Annotated in this window: 10 protein-coding genes; 5 read left to right on the top strand and 5 right to left on the bottom strand. The window is 50.0% G+C overall.

The window, feature by feature from the left end; genetic code table 11:
- Window positions 1-100: 100 nt before the first annotated feature.
- The 3 genes from B147_RS0124315 to B147_RS0124300 all read left to right on the top strand — a co-directional run bounded on the left by B147_RS0124315 (window position 101) and on the right by B147_RS0124300 (window position 4576).
- On the top strand, window positions 101-3418 hold the full coding sequence (locus B147_RS0124315) for an AAA family ATPase (protein WP_020589810.1): 3318 nt from the start codon (window positions 101-103) through the stop codon (window positions 3416-3418).
- Between the two features lie 174 nt (window positions 3419-3592).
- A complete protein-coding gene (locus B147_RS0124310; protein WP_020589809.1) occupies window positions 3593-4003 on the top strand; it encodes a MarR family winged helix-turn-helix transcriptional regulator in 411 nt (136 codons plus the stop codon).
- A 105-nt stretch (window positions 4004-4108) separates the two neighbouring features.
- Window positions 4109-4576 (top strand): molybdopterin dinucleotide binding domain-containing protein, encoded by a 468-nt coding sequence (locus B147_RS0124300; protein WP_157238019.1) that lies wholly within the window; start codon window positions 4109-4111, stop codon window positions 4574-4576.
- Here B147_RS0124300 and B147_RS0124295 read toward each other — a convergent pair.
- From B147_RS0124295 to B147_RS0124285, 3 genes are read right to left on the bottom strand one after another with little or no spacing between them, the layout of a single operon-like run.
- Window positions 4571-5998, bottom strand: coding sequence for an efflux transporter outer membrane subunit (locus tag B147_RS0124295; RefSeq protein WP_020589806.1), 1428 nt, complete (start codon window positions 5996-5998; stop codon window positions 4571-4573). The two genes, B147_RS0124300 and B147_RS0124295, sit on opposite strands and share 6 nt — an antisense overlap.
- A 1-nt stretch (window position 5999) precedes the next feature.
- Window positions 6000-9179, bottom strand: coding sequence for an efflux RND transporter permease subunit (locus tag B147_RS0124290; RefSeq protein WP_020589805.1), 3180 nt, complete (start codon window positions 9177-9179; stop codon window positions 6000-6002).
- Window positions 9179-10522, bottom strand: a complete 1344-nt coding sequence (locus B147_RS0124285) for an efflux RND transporter periplasmic adaptor subunit (protein ID WP_020589804.1) — start codon at window positions 10520-10522, stop codon at window positions 9179-9181. Before B147_RS0124285 ends, B147_RS0124290 begins: the two co-directional genes overlap by 1 nt.
- Before the next feature lie 311 nt (window positions 10523-10833).
- On the opposite strand from B147_RS0124285, the gene B147_RS29415 reads away from it, so the two are divergent.
- Both B147_RS29415 and B147_RS0124270 read left to right on the top strand, forming a co-directional pair.
- The gene (locus tag B147_RS29415; protein WP_020589802.1) at window positions 10834-11499 is read left to right on the top strand and encodes a TetR/AcrR family transcriptional regulator; all 666 of its coding nucleotides are present in this window, start codon (window positions 10834-10836) and stop codon (window positions 11497-11499) included.
- A 137-nt stretch (window positions 11500-11636) separates the two neighbouring features.
- Window positions 11637-12980 (top strand): M48 family metalloprotease, encoded by a 1344-nt coding sequence (locus B147_RS0124270; protein WP_020589801.1) that lies wholly within the window; start codon window positions 11637-11639, stop codon window positions 12978-12980.
- Between the two features lie 14 nt (window positions 12981-12994).
- On the opposite strand, the gene gspE is transcribed toward B147_RS0124270, so the two are convergent.
- Complete coding sequence (gene gspE / locus B147_RS0124265; RefSeq protein ID WP_020589800.1) at window positions 12995-14695, bottom strand: type II secretion system ATPase GspE; 1701 nt, start codon at window positions 14693-14695, stop codon at window positions 12995-12997.
- Between the two features lies 1 nt (window position 14696).
- Entirely contained in the window at window positions 14697-16637 is a 1941-nt protein-coding gene (gene gspD, locus B147_RS0124260; protein WP_020589799.1) for a type II secretion system secretin GspD, read from the bottom strand.
- Between the last annotated feature and the right edge of the window lie 29 nt (window positions 16638-16666).

Below are 16666 nucleotides of genomic sequence, written 5' to 3'. Positions count from 1 at the left end.
CAGGGCTAAAATGAGCGCCGCAAGCGCTTCGCCCCTCTTGTTTCTTGTATCTTGTCTCTAGTTTCATATAACCACCTAACCCATGCGTGAGGATGAACAAATGGCCAAACGACATACCAAGGAAAAAAAATATATTGCCCTGCCCGAAGAGGCCATTAATAAAATTGAATCCATGGTGAAAACCTGGACTTATGACACCAAGGCCTTTGTCAGGTCAAGGCTCAACCAGTACAGGCCGCCCAACCCCCTGCACTCTTTGCTGAAAAATCTTTTCTTTTTAATTTTTTTCATGAAAAAAAAACAAAAGCGGATGAATGTCCTCAATAACCCCCAGATTCTCACGGACTGGAAAAAACGATTTTTATATTCAGGGGAAACCAACCCTGCCGCCTCCTGGAACAGGATTATTGAAAAAGAACTGACAAAGGCAGAATACCATTACCTTATCGCGGTTTTGGACAGAGAACTGACCGACCTCCATGTCCCTGTGGAATTAGAACAGATCTTTGAAAAGATATACAGGGTTCATATCAGAAAGGAACACCTGGAAGATCCCGATGTTCCCAAAGCCCCCATCATGCTCATTGAAGGGACTTCAGGTTCGGGAAAAAGCGCTACGGCAAGAGAAGCCCTTGAAAAAGTGGTATTTAGAAACGAAGTGATTCCCACAGTGGACTGGCGAAAAAAAAGGGACGAAATTTTAGGGGGATACAGCCTGTTCACCCACCTTGAGGATGTGGACCCTGAATTTGCCATGCAGATTGCAAAAAAGAAAAAAACCGACTTTTACCTGCGTCTGGCAAAAATCCCCATTCTCAAACGGATTTTCAGAAAACGGATTATGCATAACCTGACGGATTTTGAGGATTTAGGCATTTTAGTGGACATGTCCGTTATCACGCCCAATGATTACCAAACCGCCCTGTCAGGAGAACCTGGCAATTATTTTAAGCGGGCCATGGGCCACCCCAAGGTCACGTCAATCCGGCACATTGAAGAGGCCCATTCGGCCTTTGGAAAATCCGGGTCCGGATCCGGAAGTGATGGCGTAGAAAAACAGCAAAGGACCCTGATTGACACCTCCAACATTGTCCTGGATGAAATCATTGACGGAAGACGGGACTGCTTTATTATTGCCACCACTGACCAGGCCCACCGGTTTGATGCTGCCATTTACCGCAGATTTATTGAAAAAGGCGTGATCATCGACATTTCAAAATACTGGATGAACCGGGAAAACTTAAAAAAAATCATCACCCTTGAGATCCGGCGCTACCAGATCCCCACCAAGTTTAAGCCGGACTCGAAACAACTGGATGCTGCCGCAGATAAAATCTATGCCATTTTCAAGGAGAGAAGCCTGAAAATCACCCCGGCCTACGTTAGAAAGCTCATTGAATCAATCACCTCCATACAGGGGGATTTTGTCCTGGAATTTTTAGATGATGCCGTCTTGATCCGAAAGGCCTTCCAGCTGGTGGCCAAAAATGTGTATGGGGAACTTTACGATAAGGTGGTTGACAAGATGGACCGGAATCTGAACTGGGAAAAGTATGTGGGCGATATCAAGGACAAATTCTCTGAGATGGCCAATAACTGTTTTCATTACGGGGTCAGCGAAGACAAGGGCGTGGTCCTGACAGGCCCGCCGGGATCGGGCAAAACCTATCTGGTCAGGACCTGGCTTTCCTCCAATCGCAAGGTCCATGATATTGCAACAAGCCCTTCAGCGCTCCAGGACCCGTCAAGCCCTGTGCACGGGGCCGTATCCAACCTTGAAAAAGTGTATGATATTGCAAAAATGATCGCCCCCACAGTGATATTTTTTGACGAGGGAGATGCGCTTGCTCCAAGACGAAGCGGTACCGGAGGTCATCCTTCGGACGCCCTGACCAACAAATTTTTAAATATCATTGACGGTGAAATTCCTTTGAATAAGGTATTTACCGTCTTAACCACCAACCGTCTGGACATCCTGGACCCTGCCCTGATCCGGTCCAAAAGATTGAAAACGCTTGATATATCAGGGCACATGCGGCAAAAGGATGTGTTTGAAATCATCAAAAAGCAGTTTGAAAACGTTCCCCACCCACGCCAATTCAAAGTGGAAAAAATCATAGAGACAGCCCAGGGGATTTGTAACACCCCGGCGGACTACACATCGTTTACGGAAAAGGCCATTGCCCTTTGCAGCACGGAGTTTAAAGTTTTGCTCAAACTTCGGGATCTCAAGTCCTCAACCCGGGATGAAAAATATAACTTTGTCAAACTTAATTTTAAAACCGTCCTGGGGATTCTTGATGCCCTTAAAGCCCCTCCCCTGATCAAATCCAAAATCAAAACCGACCTGAAAAATTTTGTGGAGCATTACGACAAGATCCTGGAAAATGTGGAGCATATCACCCGGGAACAGGATTATCCCATTGTTGTCGCCCACCTGGAATCCGCCAGAAGGGAGATTTCCCAAAGCCCGGTGCGCAAAGGAACCATCCAGCTCAACGAATTTTTAGAGACCGAGCTAAGCCAGGAACCCCAAGTCGGCTTCATTATTGGTGTGGGCGCCAATGACATGACCGGAATGCTGTTGCCCATTGCCACCAGCCTGACCGGCAGGGTAGAAAACACGCCAATCATCGTAACCGGCGCCGTGGCCACGCCTTCGGCCGAGACCGCCCAGATGGATATGGCCGTAAAAATGACCAATCAGTCGGCCCAGGAGGCCCTGACCATGGTGAAAAACTATATCCAGAGCCTGAGCCCGGATATCAGCATCCCCTGGTTGTTTGGGGATTTTCTCCAACGGTATTCCATCCACCACCAACTATTGTCCGCATCCTACAACGTCGGCGGCCCTTCCGCAGGGTATGCCCTGGCACTGAACACCCTGTCGGTCTTGCTTCAGATCCCCCTTTGCATTGACTTCGGCATCACCGGCGCTCCTTGGACCAAAGGGGTCAAAAAGGACCAGATCGGCGGTTCGGTGATCATCGGCGGGCACCGAAAAAAAACGGAAAAAGTGCTGCTCTATCTTCGGCGGATGTACATGCCGCTGCAGAACTACGAGGATCTTGAGCCTGAATTTCTTATCGGCTACTGGCAGCGAGACAAGGATATTATTGCCGTCACCCATTTTGCCGACCTTATGCCCGAGGTCCTGTTCCTGGATGAGGCCCATAATAAGATGCGCGAAGAGTTAATTGAAAAAAGGATAAAATACAAGACGGAACAATACTATGATGCTGAGCACACGGCTAATCTGGAAGAAGAGATTGCCCAGGTCAAAAAAAATATGAGAAAACGGGCCGAAGACGAAATTCTCAAACGGGTCAACGCCATCAGGTCCTATCTCCAGGATCCTGACCGGGAAAAATATATTTCCCATGAAAAAATATTTCAAACCTATATACAGACAAATTAACCGGAAAAAATCACAGGCTATTCAGGAACCAAGAGAAAAGATGCGACGATATCGACCTCATTTTTTCATAAAAAAATCTGTGTAACCTATACAAATCATTTGACATAAAACAAATAGTTGTGTATACAACCAAATATGGTATTTTCATATGATCATAAAATATCTTTAGGATATTTGACCGGGCTGGCCAACAGACAGTTAAGCCACACGCTTGCCGCACGCTTCAAGGCAGCGGGTATCAATATGACGGCGGAACAATGGGGCGCCATTCTCCTGCTGCTCAATGGTGATGCCCAAACCCAGGGGCAGATTGGCGCGCAGTTGTTCCTTGAGAAATCCAGTGCGAGCCGACTGTTGAACGGGCTTGAACGCCGGGGCTGGATTAACCGGACCCGGGACCCCAAAGACAGCCGGCAGAAACTGGTGACTCCCACCCCCAGGGTCCTGGAAACGGCAGAACGCTGCGCGGTCATTGCCCGGGAGGTCATAGCAGACGCCCAGCGCGGCATGACCCGGGAAGAGCAATCTGCCTGCCGGTCACTCCTTTCACGGATCATTGAAAACCTGAATGGCATGGGCAGATAGACAAAAAAAGGATTTTATAGTTGTATACACAACAAAAGGACGTTACAATGGATTTACAATCAATTATCAAAGAGACAGACGTTTTCCTGAACCATCTGGGTTTGGATGAAGAGCCGTTTGGTGTTTATTACGCCGATACGAAACCTGAAAAAGCCTTTGGCCCCAAAATACCCGTTAAACCTGATTACAGGCAGCCGGTTCATGCCCATGTATCACACGGAACACCGGCAGATCGAAAAGGCCCGCAAAAGACACCCGGATCCCCTGGTAACCATCCATCCGTCAACCGCATCTGGTTTAGGTCTTGCAGAAGGTGACTGGGCGGTCATATCCAGCCCTTTGGGGAAAATACGCCAGCGGGTCCATATTTCGGATACCATCCGGGAAGACATGGCGGACGTGGAGCACGGGTGGTGGTTTCCAGAGAGCGAAGAAAAACTGCCTAACCTTTTTAAGGTGTTTGAATCCAGTGCCAATGTGCTGTGCCCGGACGCCCCCGAGGTCTGCAGCCCGGAAACCGGAAGCTGGCCCCACTCGGCATTGTTGTGCCGTATTGAGAAGGAGGCATTATAACTTGGTGGACTGAAAGGGTCTGCCACCTCCGCCCAATACCGCATAAAGCGTTATCTGGTTTGCCGTCTTTGCCAATTGGAGGGATATCAGGGTCTGCTGCTGTGCGTAGAGCGACCGATGCGCATCCAGCACGCTGAGATAACCGTCTATCCCCAGATTGTATCGTTCATTTGAGAGGCTGTACGTCTCTGTTGTCGCGTCAACAATGGATTCCTGTGCCGCAACCTGCCGGTCTATGGTTCCCTGAACGGCAAGCGCGTCGGCTGTCTCTCTGAAGGCTGTCTGGATGGTTTTCTCATATTCGGCCAGGATGATTTTCCGGTCTGCCTTACTGACCCGCAGCGCTGCCCAGATACGGGGGTCGAAAATCGGCATGGCGATCCGGGGTGCAAAGTTCCAGGTACCAGATCCGGCACCAAACAGCCCGGATAGCTCATCACTTGCCGTTCCCATGGAAGCGGTCAGGGAGATACGGGGGAAAAAGGCTGCCCGTGCGGCACCGATAAACGCATATGCCCCTTTAAGCCGGTGTTCGGCGGCAACAATATCCGGCCGGTTCAAAAGCACCCGGGAGGATAGGCCGGCACTGATCTCACTAACGGGGGGAACACTGCCCAGGTCAACCGGCAACATCGCGTCTGGGACTTGTGTTCCGGCCAAAAGGTTTAATGCATTCCGGTCCTGGGCCGCAAGTTGTATGTAGCGCTGCACATCCCTTTGTGCGACATCTGCCTGGGTCTGCGCACGGCGCAGGTCAATCCTGGTCGCCAGCCCTATCTGATAGTTTCCCAGAATGAGATTATAAGAATCCTGCTGACTCTTAAACGTAAACCGGGCCAGATTAAGACTCTCCTTGTCTGCCGCAAGTGTCAGATAGGCCCTGGCAACCTCGGATATCAGTGCAATCTGTGCACTGCGGCAGGCCTGCTCTGTGGCCATATATTCTTCCAGTGCCTGATCTTTAAGGCTCCGGATCCGTCCGAAAAAATCGATCTCCCAGGAGGCAATTCCCAGATCAGCACTATACTGCTCCACGGTCCTGGATTCCTCAGGATCAATAAGGTCTTTTGACCGGCGCTGCTTGGTCCATGCGCCGGAGGCATCAACCGCAGGAAACAGCTCAGCCCGTCGGACACCATACTGCGCACGCGCCTTTTCCACGTTTAAAACGGCGATTCTCAGATCACGGTTATTGTCCAAAGCCGTTTCAATAATTTTTTTGAGCTTCTGGTCGGTAAAAAAGTCTTGCCAGTTCAACTCCTGGGCTGTCGGTATTCCGGATACGGCTTGGGTGTTCTCGTAAGCTTCGCCCTGGGGCCAGGTCTCTGAAATGGGTATCCCGGGTTGTTGGTATTTGGGTGCCAGGGAACAACCACCTAAGCAAACAAAGACACCCATAATTACCAGTATGTTTCTTATCATCTCAACGAACCTCCTCGGACGCGGTAGTATCCATATTCCGTTCGGAAACGGGTTCTTTTTCTTTTCTCTTGAACAATCGTGATACCAAGACAAAAAAGATGGGAATGAAAATGAGATCAATGAACGTCGCAGAGAGCATGCCGCCGCAAACGGCCGTGCCAATGGCATTCATTGCCCCGGCACCGGCACCGGTGCTGATGGCCAGCGGCAGAACGCCGAAGAAAAATGCCAGAGAGGTCATCATAACCGGTCGAAACCGTGTTTTGGCGGCGCCAAGCGTTGCATCAATGAGGCTTTCTTTGTGTGCCATACGCTCCTTGATAAACTGAATAATCAAAATGGCGTTTTTTGTCGAAAGGCCAAGTGTGGTTAAAAACCCGATCTGGAAGTAAACATCATTGTGCAGTCCGCGCATTGATGTCGCCAGTATCGCACCGAATACACCCAAAGGCAGCATCAACAGGTTAACAAAAGGAATTGACCAGCTTTCATACAGGGCTGCCACGCAAAGAAAAATTACAAAAATAGAAAAAGCATAAAGGATAGGCCCCTGTGCTGTTGCTATTCGTTCCTGATAGGACAGGCCGGTCCAGTCAAAGCCGATTCCCTGGGGCAACTTGGCAGCCAGTTCTTCCATGATCGACATGGCCTCACCGGAACTGCCCCCCGGCGCAGGGTCCCCCCAGATGTTGATGGATGGAAAAGCATTGTAACGTTCCAGCTTTGGCGATCCAAATGTCCACCGGCCCGAGGCAAATGATGAGAAGGGGACCATCTTGCCCTGGTTGTTACGCACATAAAGTTTCTCCAAGTCCTTAGGCAGCATGCGATAAGGCGCGTCTGCCTGCACAAAGACGCGTTTGACCCGCCCGGCCTGGATAAAATCATTGACATAGGCGCTGCCGAAGGCCGATGAAATCGTGTTGTGGATGGAAGTTATGGGAACCCCCATGGCTCCGGCTTTATTCCAGTCCACATCAATCCGGTACTCGGGGACATCTTCCATTCCATTGGGCCGGACCCTGGTCAACCGCTCATCCTGTGCCGCCATGCCGAGGAGCTGGTTGCGTGCCGCCATCAATTTTTCGTGGCCTAGACCGCCGCGGTCCTGCAGTTGAAAATCGAATCCGCTGGCATTTCCCAGTTCCACCACAGCGGGCGGGGAAAAGACGAATATCCGGGCTTCAATTATTTGTGACAAAGCCCCCATGGCCCTGCCGATAATCGCCTTAACCTTCAAGTCCGGCCGGTCGCGCAGTTCCCAGTCTTTGAGTTTGACGAATCCCAGGCCCACGTTCTGGGCCTGGCCGGAAAAGCTGATGCCGGCCACCGACATAAAGGACGCTGCACTCTCTTTTTCATGTGTCAAAAAATAATCCTCAATTTTTTCCATTACCCTCCGGGTCTGCTCCACGGTTGAAGCCGACGGAAGTGTGACTTGAACCAACAGAACCCCCTGATCTTCATCCGGGAGATAAGAACTGGTCATCCGTTGAAACAGAAACCCCACAGTTGCGACAATCAAAACGTAGATCACCAGATAGCGCAGTGTTCTTGTAAATGACCGGCTGACAATGCCTACATAAAAGCGCCTGACCCTGATGAAACTATTGTCGAACCACCTGAAAAAAGGACGCAGGAAGAAGACCGCATTGTCTGAAGCATGATGGCCGTGGGGTATCGGTTTAAGAAACGAAGCACAAAGTACCGGAGTCAGGATCAGGGCCACAACCACCGAAAGCAGCATGGATGCGATAATGGTAACGGAAAACTGACGATAAAGAACACCGGTGGACCCCTGGAAAAAGGCCATGGGACCAAAAACCGCCGAAAGCACCAGACCAATGCCGATCAACGCACTGGTGATCTCGTCCATGGACTTGGCCGTGGCCTCCCTTGGTGGAAGTCCCTCCTCGGCCATGATCCGTTCCACATTTTCCACGACCACAATGGCATCGTCCACCAGCAGACCAATGGATAGCACCATGGCGAACATGGTCATCATGTTGATGGAAAATCCAAAAAATCCCAGAACCGCAAAGGTTCCCAGCAACACCACCGGCACCGCAATGGTTGGGATGAGGGTAGCCCGGATATTACCCATGAAAAGATACATAATGATAAAGACCAGAAAGATGGCCTCGAACAGGGTTTTGACCACCTCGTCAATGGCCACCACGGTAAAAGGCGTGGTGTCGTAAGGATAGATCACCTTCATGCCGTGGGGAAAATACCGGCCCATCTCCTTGAGTGTCTCTTTAACGGCATTGGCGGTTTCCAGGGCATTGGCGCCGGCCTCCTGGCGGATGGCCATGGCAGCAGACGCTTTTCCATTGTATCTGGCCACAACGTCGTAGCGTTCGGTTCCCAGTTCCGTGCGGCCGATATCCTTGATGCGGACCACCGACCCATCGGTGTTGGTACGGATGGGGATGGCGGCGAACTCATCCGGGGTTTTAAGCAGATGCTGAACGACAATGGAGATATTCATTCGTTGCCCTTCCCGGGCCGGGGCTCCGCCGAACTGACCGGCGGAAACCTCTACATTGTAGTCCTGAAGTGCCAGGATAACATCTTCCATGGTCAATTGATAATTGGTCAGCTTGTCGGGATCGACCCAGACCCGAATGGCATATTGGGTGCCGAAATTCTCAACTTCGCCCACCCCCCGCACCCGGGACAAGACCTTTTCCAGATTGGACTGGGCGTAGTCCCGCAGGTCCAAGCCGTCCATGCTGCCGTCCTCGGAGATCAGCCCCACGATCATCAAGTAGTTACGGGTTGACTTGCTGACCTTGACCCCCTGCCGCTGGACCACATCGGGCAGGCTTGCCATGGCCAACTGCAGCTTGTTTTGCACCTTGGACCAGGCAAGATCCGGATCGGTCCCCGGAGTGAAGGTCAGCTCAATGCGGGATGCACCGGAAGACGAACTGGTGCCGGAAAAATAGATCATATCGCCCAAGCCGGTCATTTTCTGCTCAATGATCTGGGTCACCGTATTTTCAACGGTCTCGGCCGAGGCGCCGGGATAATATGAATCAATAGCGATGGACGGCGGGGCGATGGACGGGTTCTGGGATATGGGCAGGTTGTAAATCGCCAGCAGTCCGACGGTCATAATGATGATGGCGATAACCCAGGCAAAGACAGGCCGAGCCAAAAAAAATCGAGATAACATCAATCACCCCCATCTTTATGTGGTGCAGCCGGTATGCCGGATTCGGCCCCAGGCCCGGATACGGTTTTTGATTCACTAAAAGGGACTGTATTGACCATTGTCCCGGGGCGTAGCATCAGCATACCCTCGACAATCACCCGGTCCCCGGGAGCAAGGCCTGCCGAGACCAGCCATTTATCGTCTATGGCACGGTCAAGGGTAACCATACGCAGTACGACCTTGCCTTCGACATCGACAATCAACACAAAAGGGTTTCCTCTGTGATCTCGGGATACACATTGCTGAGGGATAAGGATGGCTTGCGGGTTAACGCCTTCGTTAATCACCGCACGGACGAACATGCCCGGCAGAAGGATACTGTCAGGATTGGGAAACACCATCCTCAAAATAACGGAGCCGGTTGTCGGATCAACAGTCACGTCACTGAATTGCAGACTGCCGTCTTGGGGATACTTTGTGTCGTCTTCCAGAATGAGTTTGACTACTTGCCGGTCTGCTCCATCCTGGTGGAGCCGACCCTCTTTCATCCGTTGCTTCAGGCGCAGTAATTCAGTGGTGGATTGCGGCACATCCACATAAATACGGTCAAGCTGTTGAATGGTGGTCATGGCTGCGGGTTGATAGGCGGTCACGATGGCGCCTTCCGTTACACTGGACCTGCCGATACGGCCGGAAATGGGTGCGGTGACTTTCGTATATCCCAGATTAATGCGGGCTGTCTTTAACGCGGCCCTGGCCTGGGCAATGCTTGCCTGGGCGACGGCCACAGCTTCACGCTGGCTTTCCACCTGAGCCTCAGCAGCCTTTAGTGTGGATTCGGCTGCCTTGGCCTCCGTCACTGCCTGGTCACGCTGGATTGTTGAAACAGCTTCTTTCTCATGCGCAGTTTCATACCGGCCTCGATTCGTTTTGGCAAGTTCCAAAGTGACCCTAAGCCGGGCCACATCGGCAACGCTTGCTTTCAACGCAGCGCGTGCCTGGTCAGCGCTTTTCAACATGGCCGAAAGATTTGCGGCGGCATTGTCGACGTCCGCCAGAAACGGTGCGGGATCAATTTGGTAAAGGACTTGGCCGGCATTGACATCGCTGCCTTCCGTAAACAGCCGTTTCTGCAGCAACCCGTTGACCTGGGGCCGAATTTCCGCAATGCGGTAAGCGGACGTACGGCCGGGCAATTCAGTTGAAAGACTGATTTTTCCGGGTTGCACGGTTATAACGGATACTCTGGGCATTGAGGAGCCGGATGGGGCTTGCTGCCGGGAATCGCAGCCCGCCGTCAGAAAGATTAGCAGCAAGGCCGGTATAATTGCAGTTATAAAAGCCTTTTGATGGATGGATTGCATGCACATTATTTCCTCTTACATAAATTGGGTTGATTATCTTAAAAAGATTTTTAAGATAATAGACTAACAACTATTAAAGATTAATCGAAATGATGTCAATGGTTGATTAAAAAAGAGAAACCCGACATCGTTTGAGCTGTTCGGACGGATACCCGGTTTTAAAAACTGAAATATCCGTTGGAGGAGTTCTGTTTCGGACTTTAAATTTGATTTTGTATATCGGTGAAGGTAGTATTGGTTCCGGCAATTTTTTTGTCCGGTTTGTTTTTTTATCAAATATGCTTTTAATTTAGTAGACCAGAGAAACACCTATGATCAAAAGAAAAGACGGCAAAAAAACCAGATTAAGCCTATTGAATGCAGCCTGTGAGGTATTTTCCCAAAAAGGATTCCGTGATGCAAGGGTATCAGAGATATGTAAACGGGCCGGGAGTAATCTTTCTTCAGTCAATTATTACTTTGGGGATAAAAAAAATTTGTATGGTGAGGCCTGGCAGCATGCGTTTGAAAAAATGGGGGCGCCGGCTTTTTGTGATCCGGTTACTGCCTCGGCCCAGGATCGTTTACGGGCCTATATCCATGCACTTATTCAAAATTTTTCCGGGGAAGGAGATGTTTCTCTGTTCAACCGGCTATATCTGATGGAATTGGTCAATCCCACCGGGCTGGTCCAAAACTCATGGCACAAAGCAATTGAGCCCACAAGGCGAATACTGCACGGCATTCTTCGGGATATTATAGGCCCCGGGGTCTCGGATCTGGACATAAGGTTTTGTGAGTTAAGTATTATCAACCAATGCCGCATTTTTGTGAACATTAAAGGCAGTGACCTTGAATATCTGCTGGGACAAACCATCAGTCCTGAACTGAGCCGGAAACTGGCCAGACATATTGCTGATTTTTCTTTAGCGGGGATACAAACGGGAGTGGCAACCAAACGTAAATCAACGGAGGAAAAGAGCCGCCCTGCGGATTAAAAAAGCCATGATATCCGGTCTTGACGAACAACGTTCCACGTAGCTATAGTATCGGCGTAACAATAAAGGCATATCAAATTTCATTATGCATATCCGGCCACAGCACGTACCGGAACTAAAAAAGACCCAGGAGGATTATGGAACAGATAAAAAACACCGGAATGACCCGGCGGGACTTTTTGAAAAGCTGTACCGCAACGGCTGTAACCCTGTCAGGGGCGGGGCTTTTCCAGGGATGCGCCATTGATCCGGTCACCGGCCAAAAACAGTTGATGTTCATGAGCCGAAATCAGGAAATTGCCATAGATCGACAACAGTCGCCCTTTCAATTTTCTTCGGACTACGGCGTAACCCAGGATAACGAATTGAACCGGTATGTTTCCGGCGTAGGCAGATCCATGTTGCCCCAGGTGCATCGGCCCGACATGCCCTATAATTTCCAGGTGGTCAATGCCACCTATATAAACGCCTATGCCTTCCCCGGCGGCTCCATCGCCGTGACCCGTGGAATTTTGCTGGAGCTTGACAATGAGGCCGAACTGGCCTCACTTCTGGGGCACGAACTGGGGCATGTCAACGCACGGCATACGGCTGAACAGCAATCCAAAGGACAGATCTCGTCCATCCTGGTGGCAGGCCTTTCAGCGGCAGTAGAGACCCAGGGTGCCGGATTAGGTGATTGGACCCAAAAGCTTGGAAGCCTGGGACAGGGGTTGTTCCTTTCCAAATACTCCCGGGATAACGAGCGTGAGGCCGATGCTTTAGGGCACCAGTACATGGCCCGATCCGGCTACAACGCCAAAGGTTTCACTGGCCTGATGGAAATGCTCAACCAAATGAACAGCACAAAACCCAGTTCAACCCAGATCCTGTTTGCCACCCATCCCATGAGCCGGGAACGGCTGGACGCCGCCAGAAACAGGGACAACGGAATATACCGGGACACCCATTCCCGAAGCCTGTACCGTGACCGGTATATGGACCACACATCGAATCTAAGGTCTCAGAAAGCCATGATCGTCAAACTCCAGGAGGCAGATAACTTTCTGGCCAAAGAGCAATATAGTCAGGCCGAAGATGCGTTGATGTCAGCACTCAAATTAAAAGACAATGATTATACGGCCCAGGTAATGACAGCTAAGTGCATGCTGATCCGGGGAAAAAATAAGAACGCCGCATACCATGCCGGCCTTGCCAAACAGATTTACCCCGGGGAAAACCAGGGACATTATATTTCAGGGCTTGCCAATCTGGCTTTAAAAAAGCCTATGCAGGCCCATGAGGATTTTACGGCATGCAGCAGGCTGTTGCCGGGAAATCCCCAGACAACTTTTTTTCAGGGTTACGCCCTGGACATGGCCGGAAAAAAACAGCCAGCAGCCCAAGCATATGCGGCTTATCTCAAAGAAATCGATTATGCGTCAAATAAGTACAGCCAGTATGCCTATAAGCGGCTTAAAGCATGGAACTATATCAAATAAAAGGGGAATAAAGCCTATTCCTGGGTGACGCGCAGCACCTCTCGAAGGGAAGTGATGCCCTGGGCCACTTTGGTCAACCCGTCGGTTCTTAGGGTTTTCATCCCTTTTTTGATTGCAGCCTCCTTGATCAGGTTGGCATCCGAGGTTTCCAGGATAAGTGATTTCAATTCCTCATCCAGGGGCAGAATCTCCATAATGGCCTGGCGTCCAAAATATCCTGTGTTAAAACATTTTGGGCAGCCTTTGGGCTTAAACACCGCCTGCCCGGGGGCAAGACCGTTTGTGCTTTGAAAACTGCTCAGATCTGCATGGGAAAGGGTAAATTGCTCCCGGCAATGAGGGCAGAGCACCCGGACAAGACGCTGGGCAATGACATGATTCACCGATGAGGTGATCAGGTAGGGTTCCACGCCTAGGTCCACCAGGCGAGTCACCGCACCGGGGGCATCATTGGTGTGAAGGGTGGAAAACACAAGATGCCCGGTCAACGCCGACTGAATGGCAATTTCAGCCGTTTCAATGTCACGGATCTCACCAATGAGAATGACGTCCGGGTCCTGGCGGACAATGGATCGAAGCCCCCGGGCAAATGTCAGGCCGGTTTTCTGGTTGACCTGGATCTGGCCCACGCCCTTCAGGTTGTACTCCACCGGGTCCTCAACCGTGATGATAGACCGGTCCGGGGTGTTGATCTCAGACAATCCTGCATACAAGGTGGTGGTTTTTCCACTGCCCGTGGGACCTGTAACCAAGACAATGCCGTGATTCTGCCGGAAAATATCATGCAGGTGCCGTTCATTGTCAGGGGACAGGCCGAATTCTAAAATCTGCATAAAATATCCGGACTTGTTCAACAACCGGATCACCAGGCGCTCGCCATAATTGGTGGGCACCGTTGAGATACGCATGTCAATTTCCTGGTTTCCCAGCCGCACCTGGGCCCGGCCGTCCTGGGGAACCCGCTTTTCGGCAATATTCATCTTGGCCATGACTTTAACCCTGGAAATCAGGCTGGACTGAAACATTTTGGGCGGGGTCATCATGGGATACAAAATACCGTCAATACGGTACCGGACAACAAGTTCATCCTGGAACGGTTCGATGTGAATATCGCTGGCACCTGCCTTAACCGACTGGGAAATCATCTGGTTGACCAGGCGGATGACCGGGGCATCACTGGTGTCATCCAAAAGATCTGCGGTCTGCTCAATGTCTTCAATGTGGAAAAATTCTTCATCTTCCATATCGTCCATAAGTTTCTGAACACTGTGCCCGTCCTGGTCAAAAATCATGTTGATGGCACTCAGAATCTGGGCTCTTGTGGCCAAGGCCAGGGTATAGTCCCCAAAGCCTGCATGCATGGCCACCTCATCCACATAGCTTAGATCCGATGGATCATTCAGCGCAATAACCGGAACTTTATTTTCAGGCTTAAGCGGAACAATAAGATTTTTTTTCAAAAACTTGCGGGTAATCTTTTCGGAAACGGCCAGATCCGGATTTAAAAAAGCGATATCTTCCAGAAATTCAATGCCATAGATCGCCCCTAATGCTTTCAGGGATTGGGATTCGGACACAAGTTTGGTGTCACAGGCCATTTCCGTCATCCGGGCCGGGTCCTTGGCACAGCCAGCCTTGATTTTTCCCCTTTGGTCATGGTCCAGGATGACAAATGTTGTAAGCCGGTCAATAAACTGCTGGATTAATTTTTCCATATCAATTCAAAAGCATGCTTTTTATGGGCGAATCTTCATCATACAATTTAATTTCTTGTTTATGAAGTTCATCCATCTCTTCCTTTTTCTCATGATAAATCTTTTTTGTCTCCAAGGTATTTTTAACGACCCTGGGGGTCAGGAAAATAAAAAGATTTGTTCTGTCGCTACCAGAGGACTGGTTTTTAAAGGCGTTTCCCAGAAGAGGTATGTCACCGAGACACGGGACCTTGCCTACTTCTTTACTCAAACTTTCGTCAATCAGCCCGCCAAGCACTACGGTATTGCCATCTTCAACGATAATGGTGGTCTCAAGCTCCCGTTTCAAGGTGGTGGGCCTGTCCGTAACGGTTGTGTTGGTTGCGGTGTCCAGTTTGGTAACCGTCTGATAGAAATCCAGCCTTACCAGCCGGTCCTGGCTGATAGACGGGGTAATTTTCAGTGTAATGCCCACGTCCTTATATTCGTATGAATTATAAGCGGTGGAGTCGGTATCGCTAGTGCCGACACCTCCCCGGGTCTGGTAGGGCACATTTTTGCCAATGGTGATGGTGGCTTCCTCGTTTTCCGTGGTCAATAGTTGGGGCGTGGACAAAATTTTCACATCTGAATCTTTCTTGTATGCCTGGATAATGGCCTCAAGGGTTCCACCGAAGACACCCATGGAAAAACCGCTGGACAGCGTCCTGTCCGCCAGAGAACCCAAATCTGCAGAATCAGAATTAGATGTGCTGAATCTGCCAAACCCGGTATTGTCGCTATGAATCGTCCCTTTAGCCTGCCATTCCATGCCAAAATCAAGGGAGCGTTCCGCATTCATCTCCATGAGCAGGCACTCAATGTAGACCATGGATCTTGGCACATCCAGTTTTTTTATGACCTCTTCCAATACCGGATAATCATCTTTATCCGCAATAATAATCAGGGAATTGGTTGCCTTGTCCGCTGTGATTTTTATATCATCAGACAAGAGCGGTGCTTTTTTCTGACCAGCCTTTTTTGAATCATTGCTGCTCTTTTCAGGAATCTCCTGGAGCACGGCAGCCAGGTCCTCTGCAGTGGCATGCTCAAGATAATAGACCCGGATCTTTTCTTCTCCTTTGGGGACCTCTTTATCTAAAGCATCCACAAGTGTGGTAATCTGAGCGCTTTCCTGTTCACTGGCCAAAAGGATAATGGAATTGGTCCGTTCATCAGCTACCATTTCCACAGAAAGATCCTCGCTATTTTTTTTCCGGCTTCTTTGATTTTTTTTTGTTTTTGCCGAATAGATCTTGGTCAAATTGGTAACCATTTTTTCGGCATCCGCATATTTGATGGGCAAAATGGTAATTTTGCGGCCCACTCCTTCCACATCAATGGTATTAATCAGCTTGAGCAGCCGGTCGATGCTGGCAAGGGTTGCAGTAGCTATGAGCATATTTGAGTCGGCATGGGATAAAAGGAGACTGCCCTTTGCAAGCATTGGGGATAAAAGGGATTTAAGCTCATCGGAACTTGCGTAAGTCAGGGGGATCAACCGGGTTACCAGCTTATCCGATGCCTGCTCGACATCCCTTGCCAGACGGGTATCCACATTGTCGCCCCTGGCATCCGCAGCAGGAATGATCTTGACGACACTTCCGGTTTCAACAGTGGCAAACCCGTAAATATCCAGAACCGATTCAAATACTTTGTACGCATCATTCACAGATATTTTTTCAGGAGAGATAATGGTAACCTTTCCCTTGACCTTGGTGTCCACCACAAAATTTTTATTCGTCAACTTGCTGATAAATTTAATGAATACACCGATATCAACATCATTGAAATCCATGGACACAAATTCTGAAGTATCCTGGTTCTGTGCCGCCTGCACCGGACAAAGCCCAACCAGGGCCAACACCACAAGGATCAGGCAGATGTGTTTCACATTCAATGAGTTGCGACGGTCCTGCAACATATTTATTCTCCTTTGGTTGTTCATCAGCA

Source organism: Desulfobacter curvatus DSM 3379 (assembly GCF_000373985.1).
GTDB lineage: Bacteria > Desulfobacterota > Desulfobacteria > Desulfobacterales > Desulfobacteraceae > Desulfobacter > Desulfobacter curvatus.
This window is presented reverse-complemented; position numbering and strand designations above follow the sequence as displayed.

Excerpts from the sequence above, each read along its gene's own strand:
- B147_RS0124270 (WP_020589801.1), top strand. The coding sequence starts at position 11,637 with ATGGAACAGATAAAAAACACCGGAATGACCCGGCGGGACTTTTTGAAA.
- B147_RS0124290 (WP_020589805.1), bottom strand. The coding sequence starts at position 9,179 with ATGTTATCTCGATTTTTTTTGGCTCGGCCTGTCTTTGCCTGGGTTATC.
- B147_RS0124295 (WP_020589806.1), bottom strand. The coding sequence starts at position 5,998 with ATGATAAGAAACATACTGGTAATTATGGGTGTCTTTGTTTGCTTAGGT.
- B147_RS29415 (WP_020589802.1), top strand. The coding sequence starts at position 10,834 with ATGATCAAAAGAAAAGACGGCAAAAAAACCAGATTAAGCCTATTGAAT.
- gspE (WP_020589800.1), bottom strand. The coding sequence starts at position 14,695 with ATGGAAAAATTAATCCAGCAGTTTATTGACCGGCTTACAACATTTGTC.
- gspD (WP_020589799.1), bottom strand. The coding sequence starts at position 16,637 with ATGTTGCAGGACCGTCGCAACTCATTGAATGTGAAACACATCTGCCTG.
- B147_RS0124300 (WP_157238019.1), top strand. The coding sequence starts at position 4,109 with ATGAAGAGCCGTTTGGTGTTTATTACGCCGATACGAAACCTGAAAAAG.
- B147_RS0124285 (WP_020589804.1), bottom strand. The coding sequence starts at position 10,522 with ATGCAATCCATCCATCAAAAGGCTTTTATAACTGCAATTATACCGGCC.
- B147_RS0124315 (WP_020589810.1), top strand. The coding sequence starts at position 101 with ATGGCCAAACGACATACCAAGGAAAAAAAATATATTGCCCTGCCCGAA.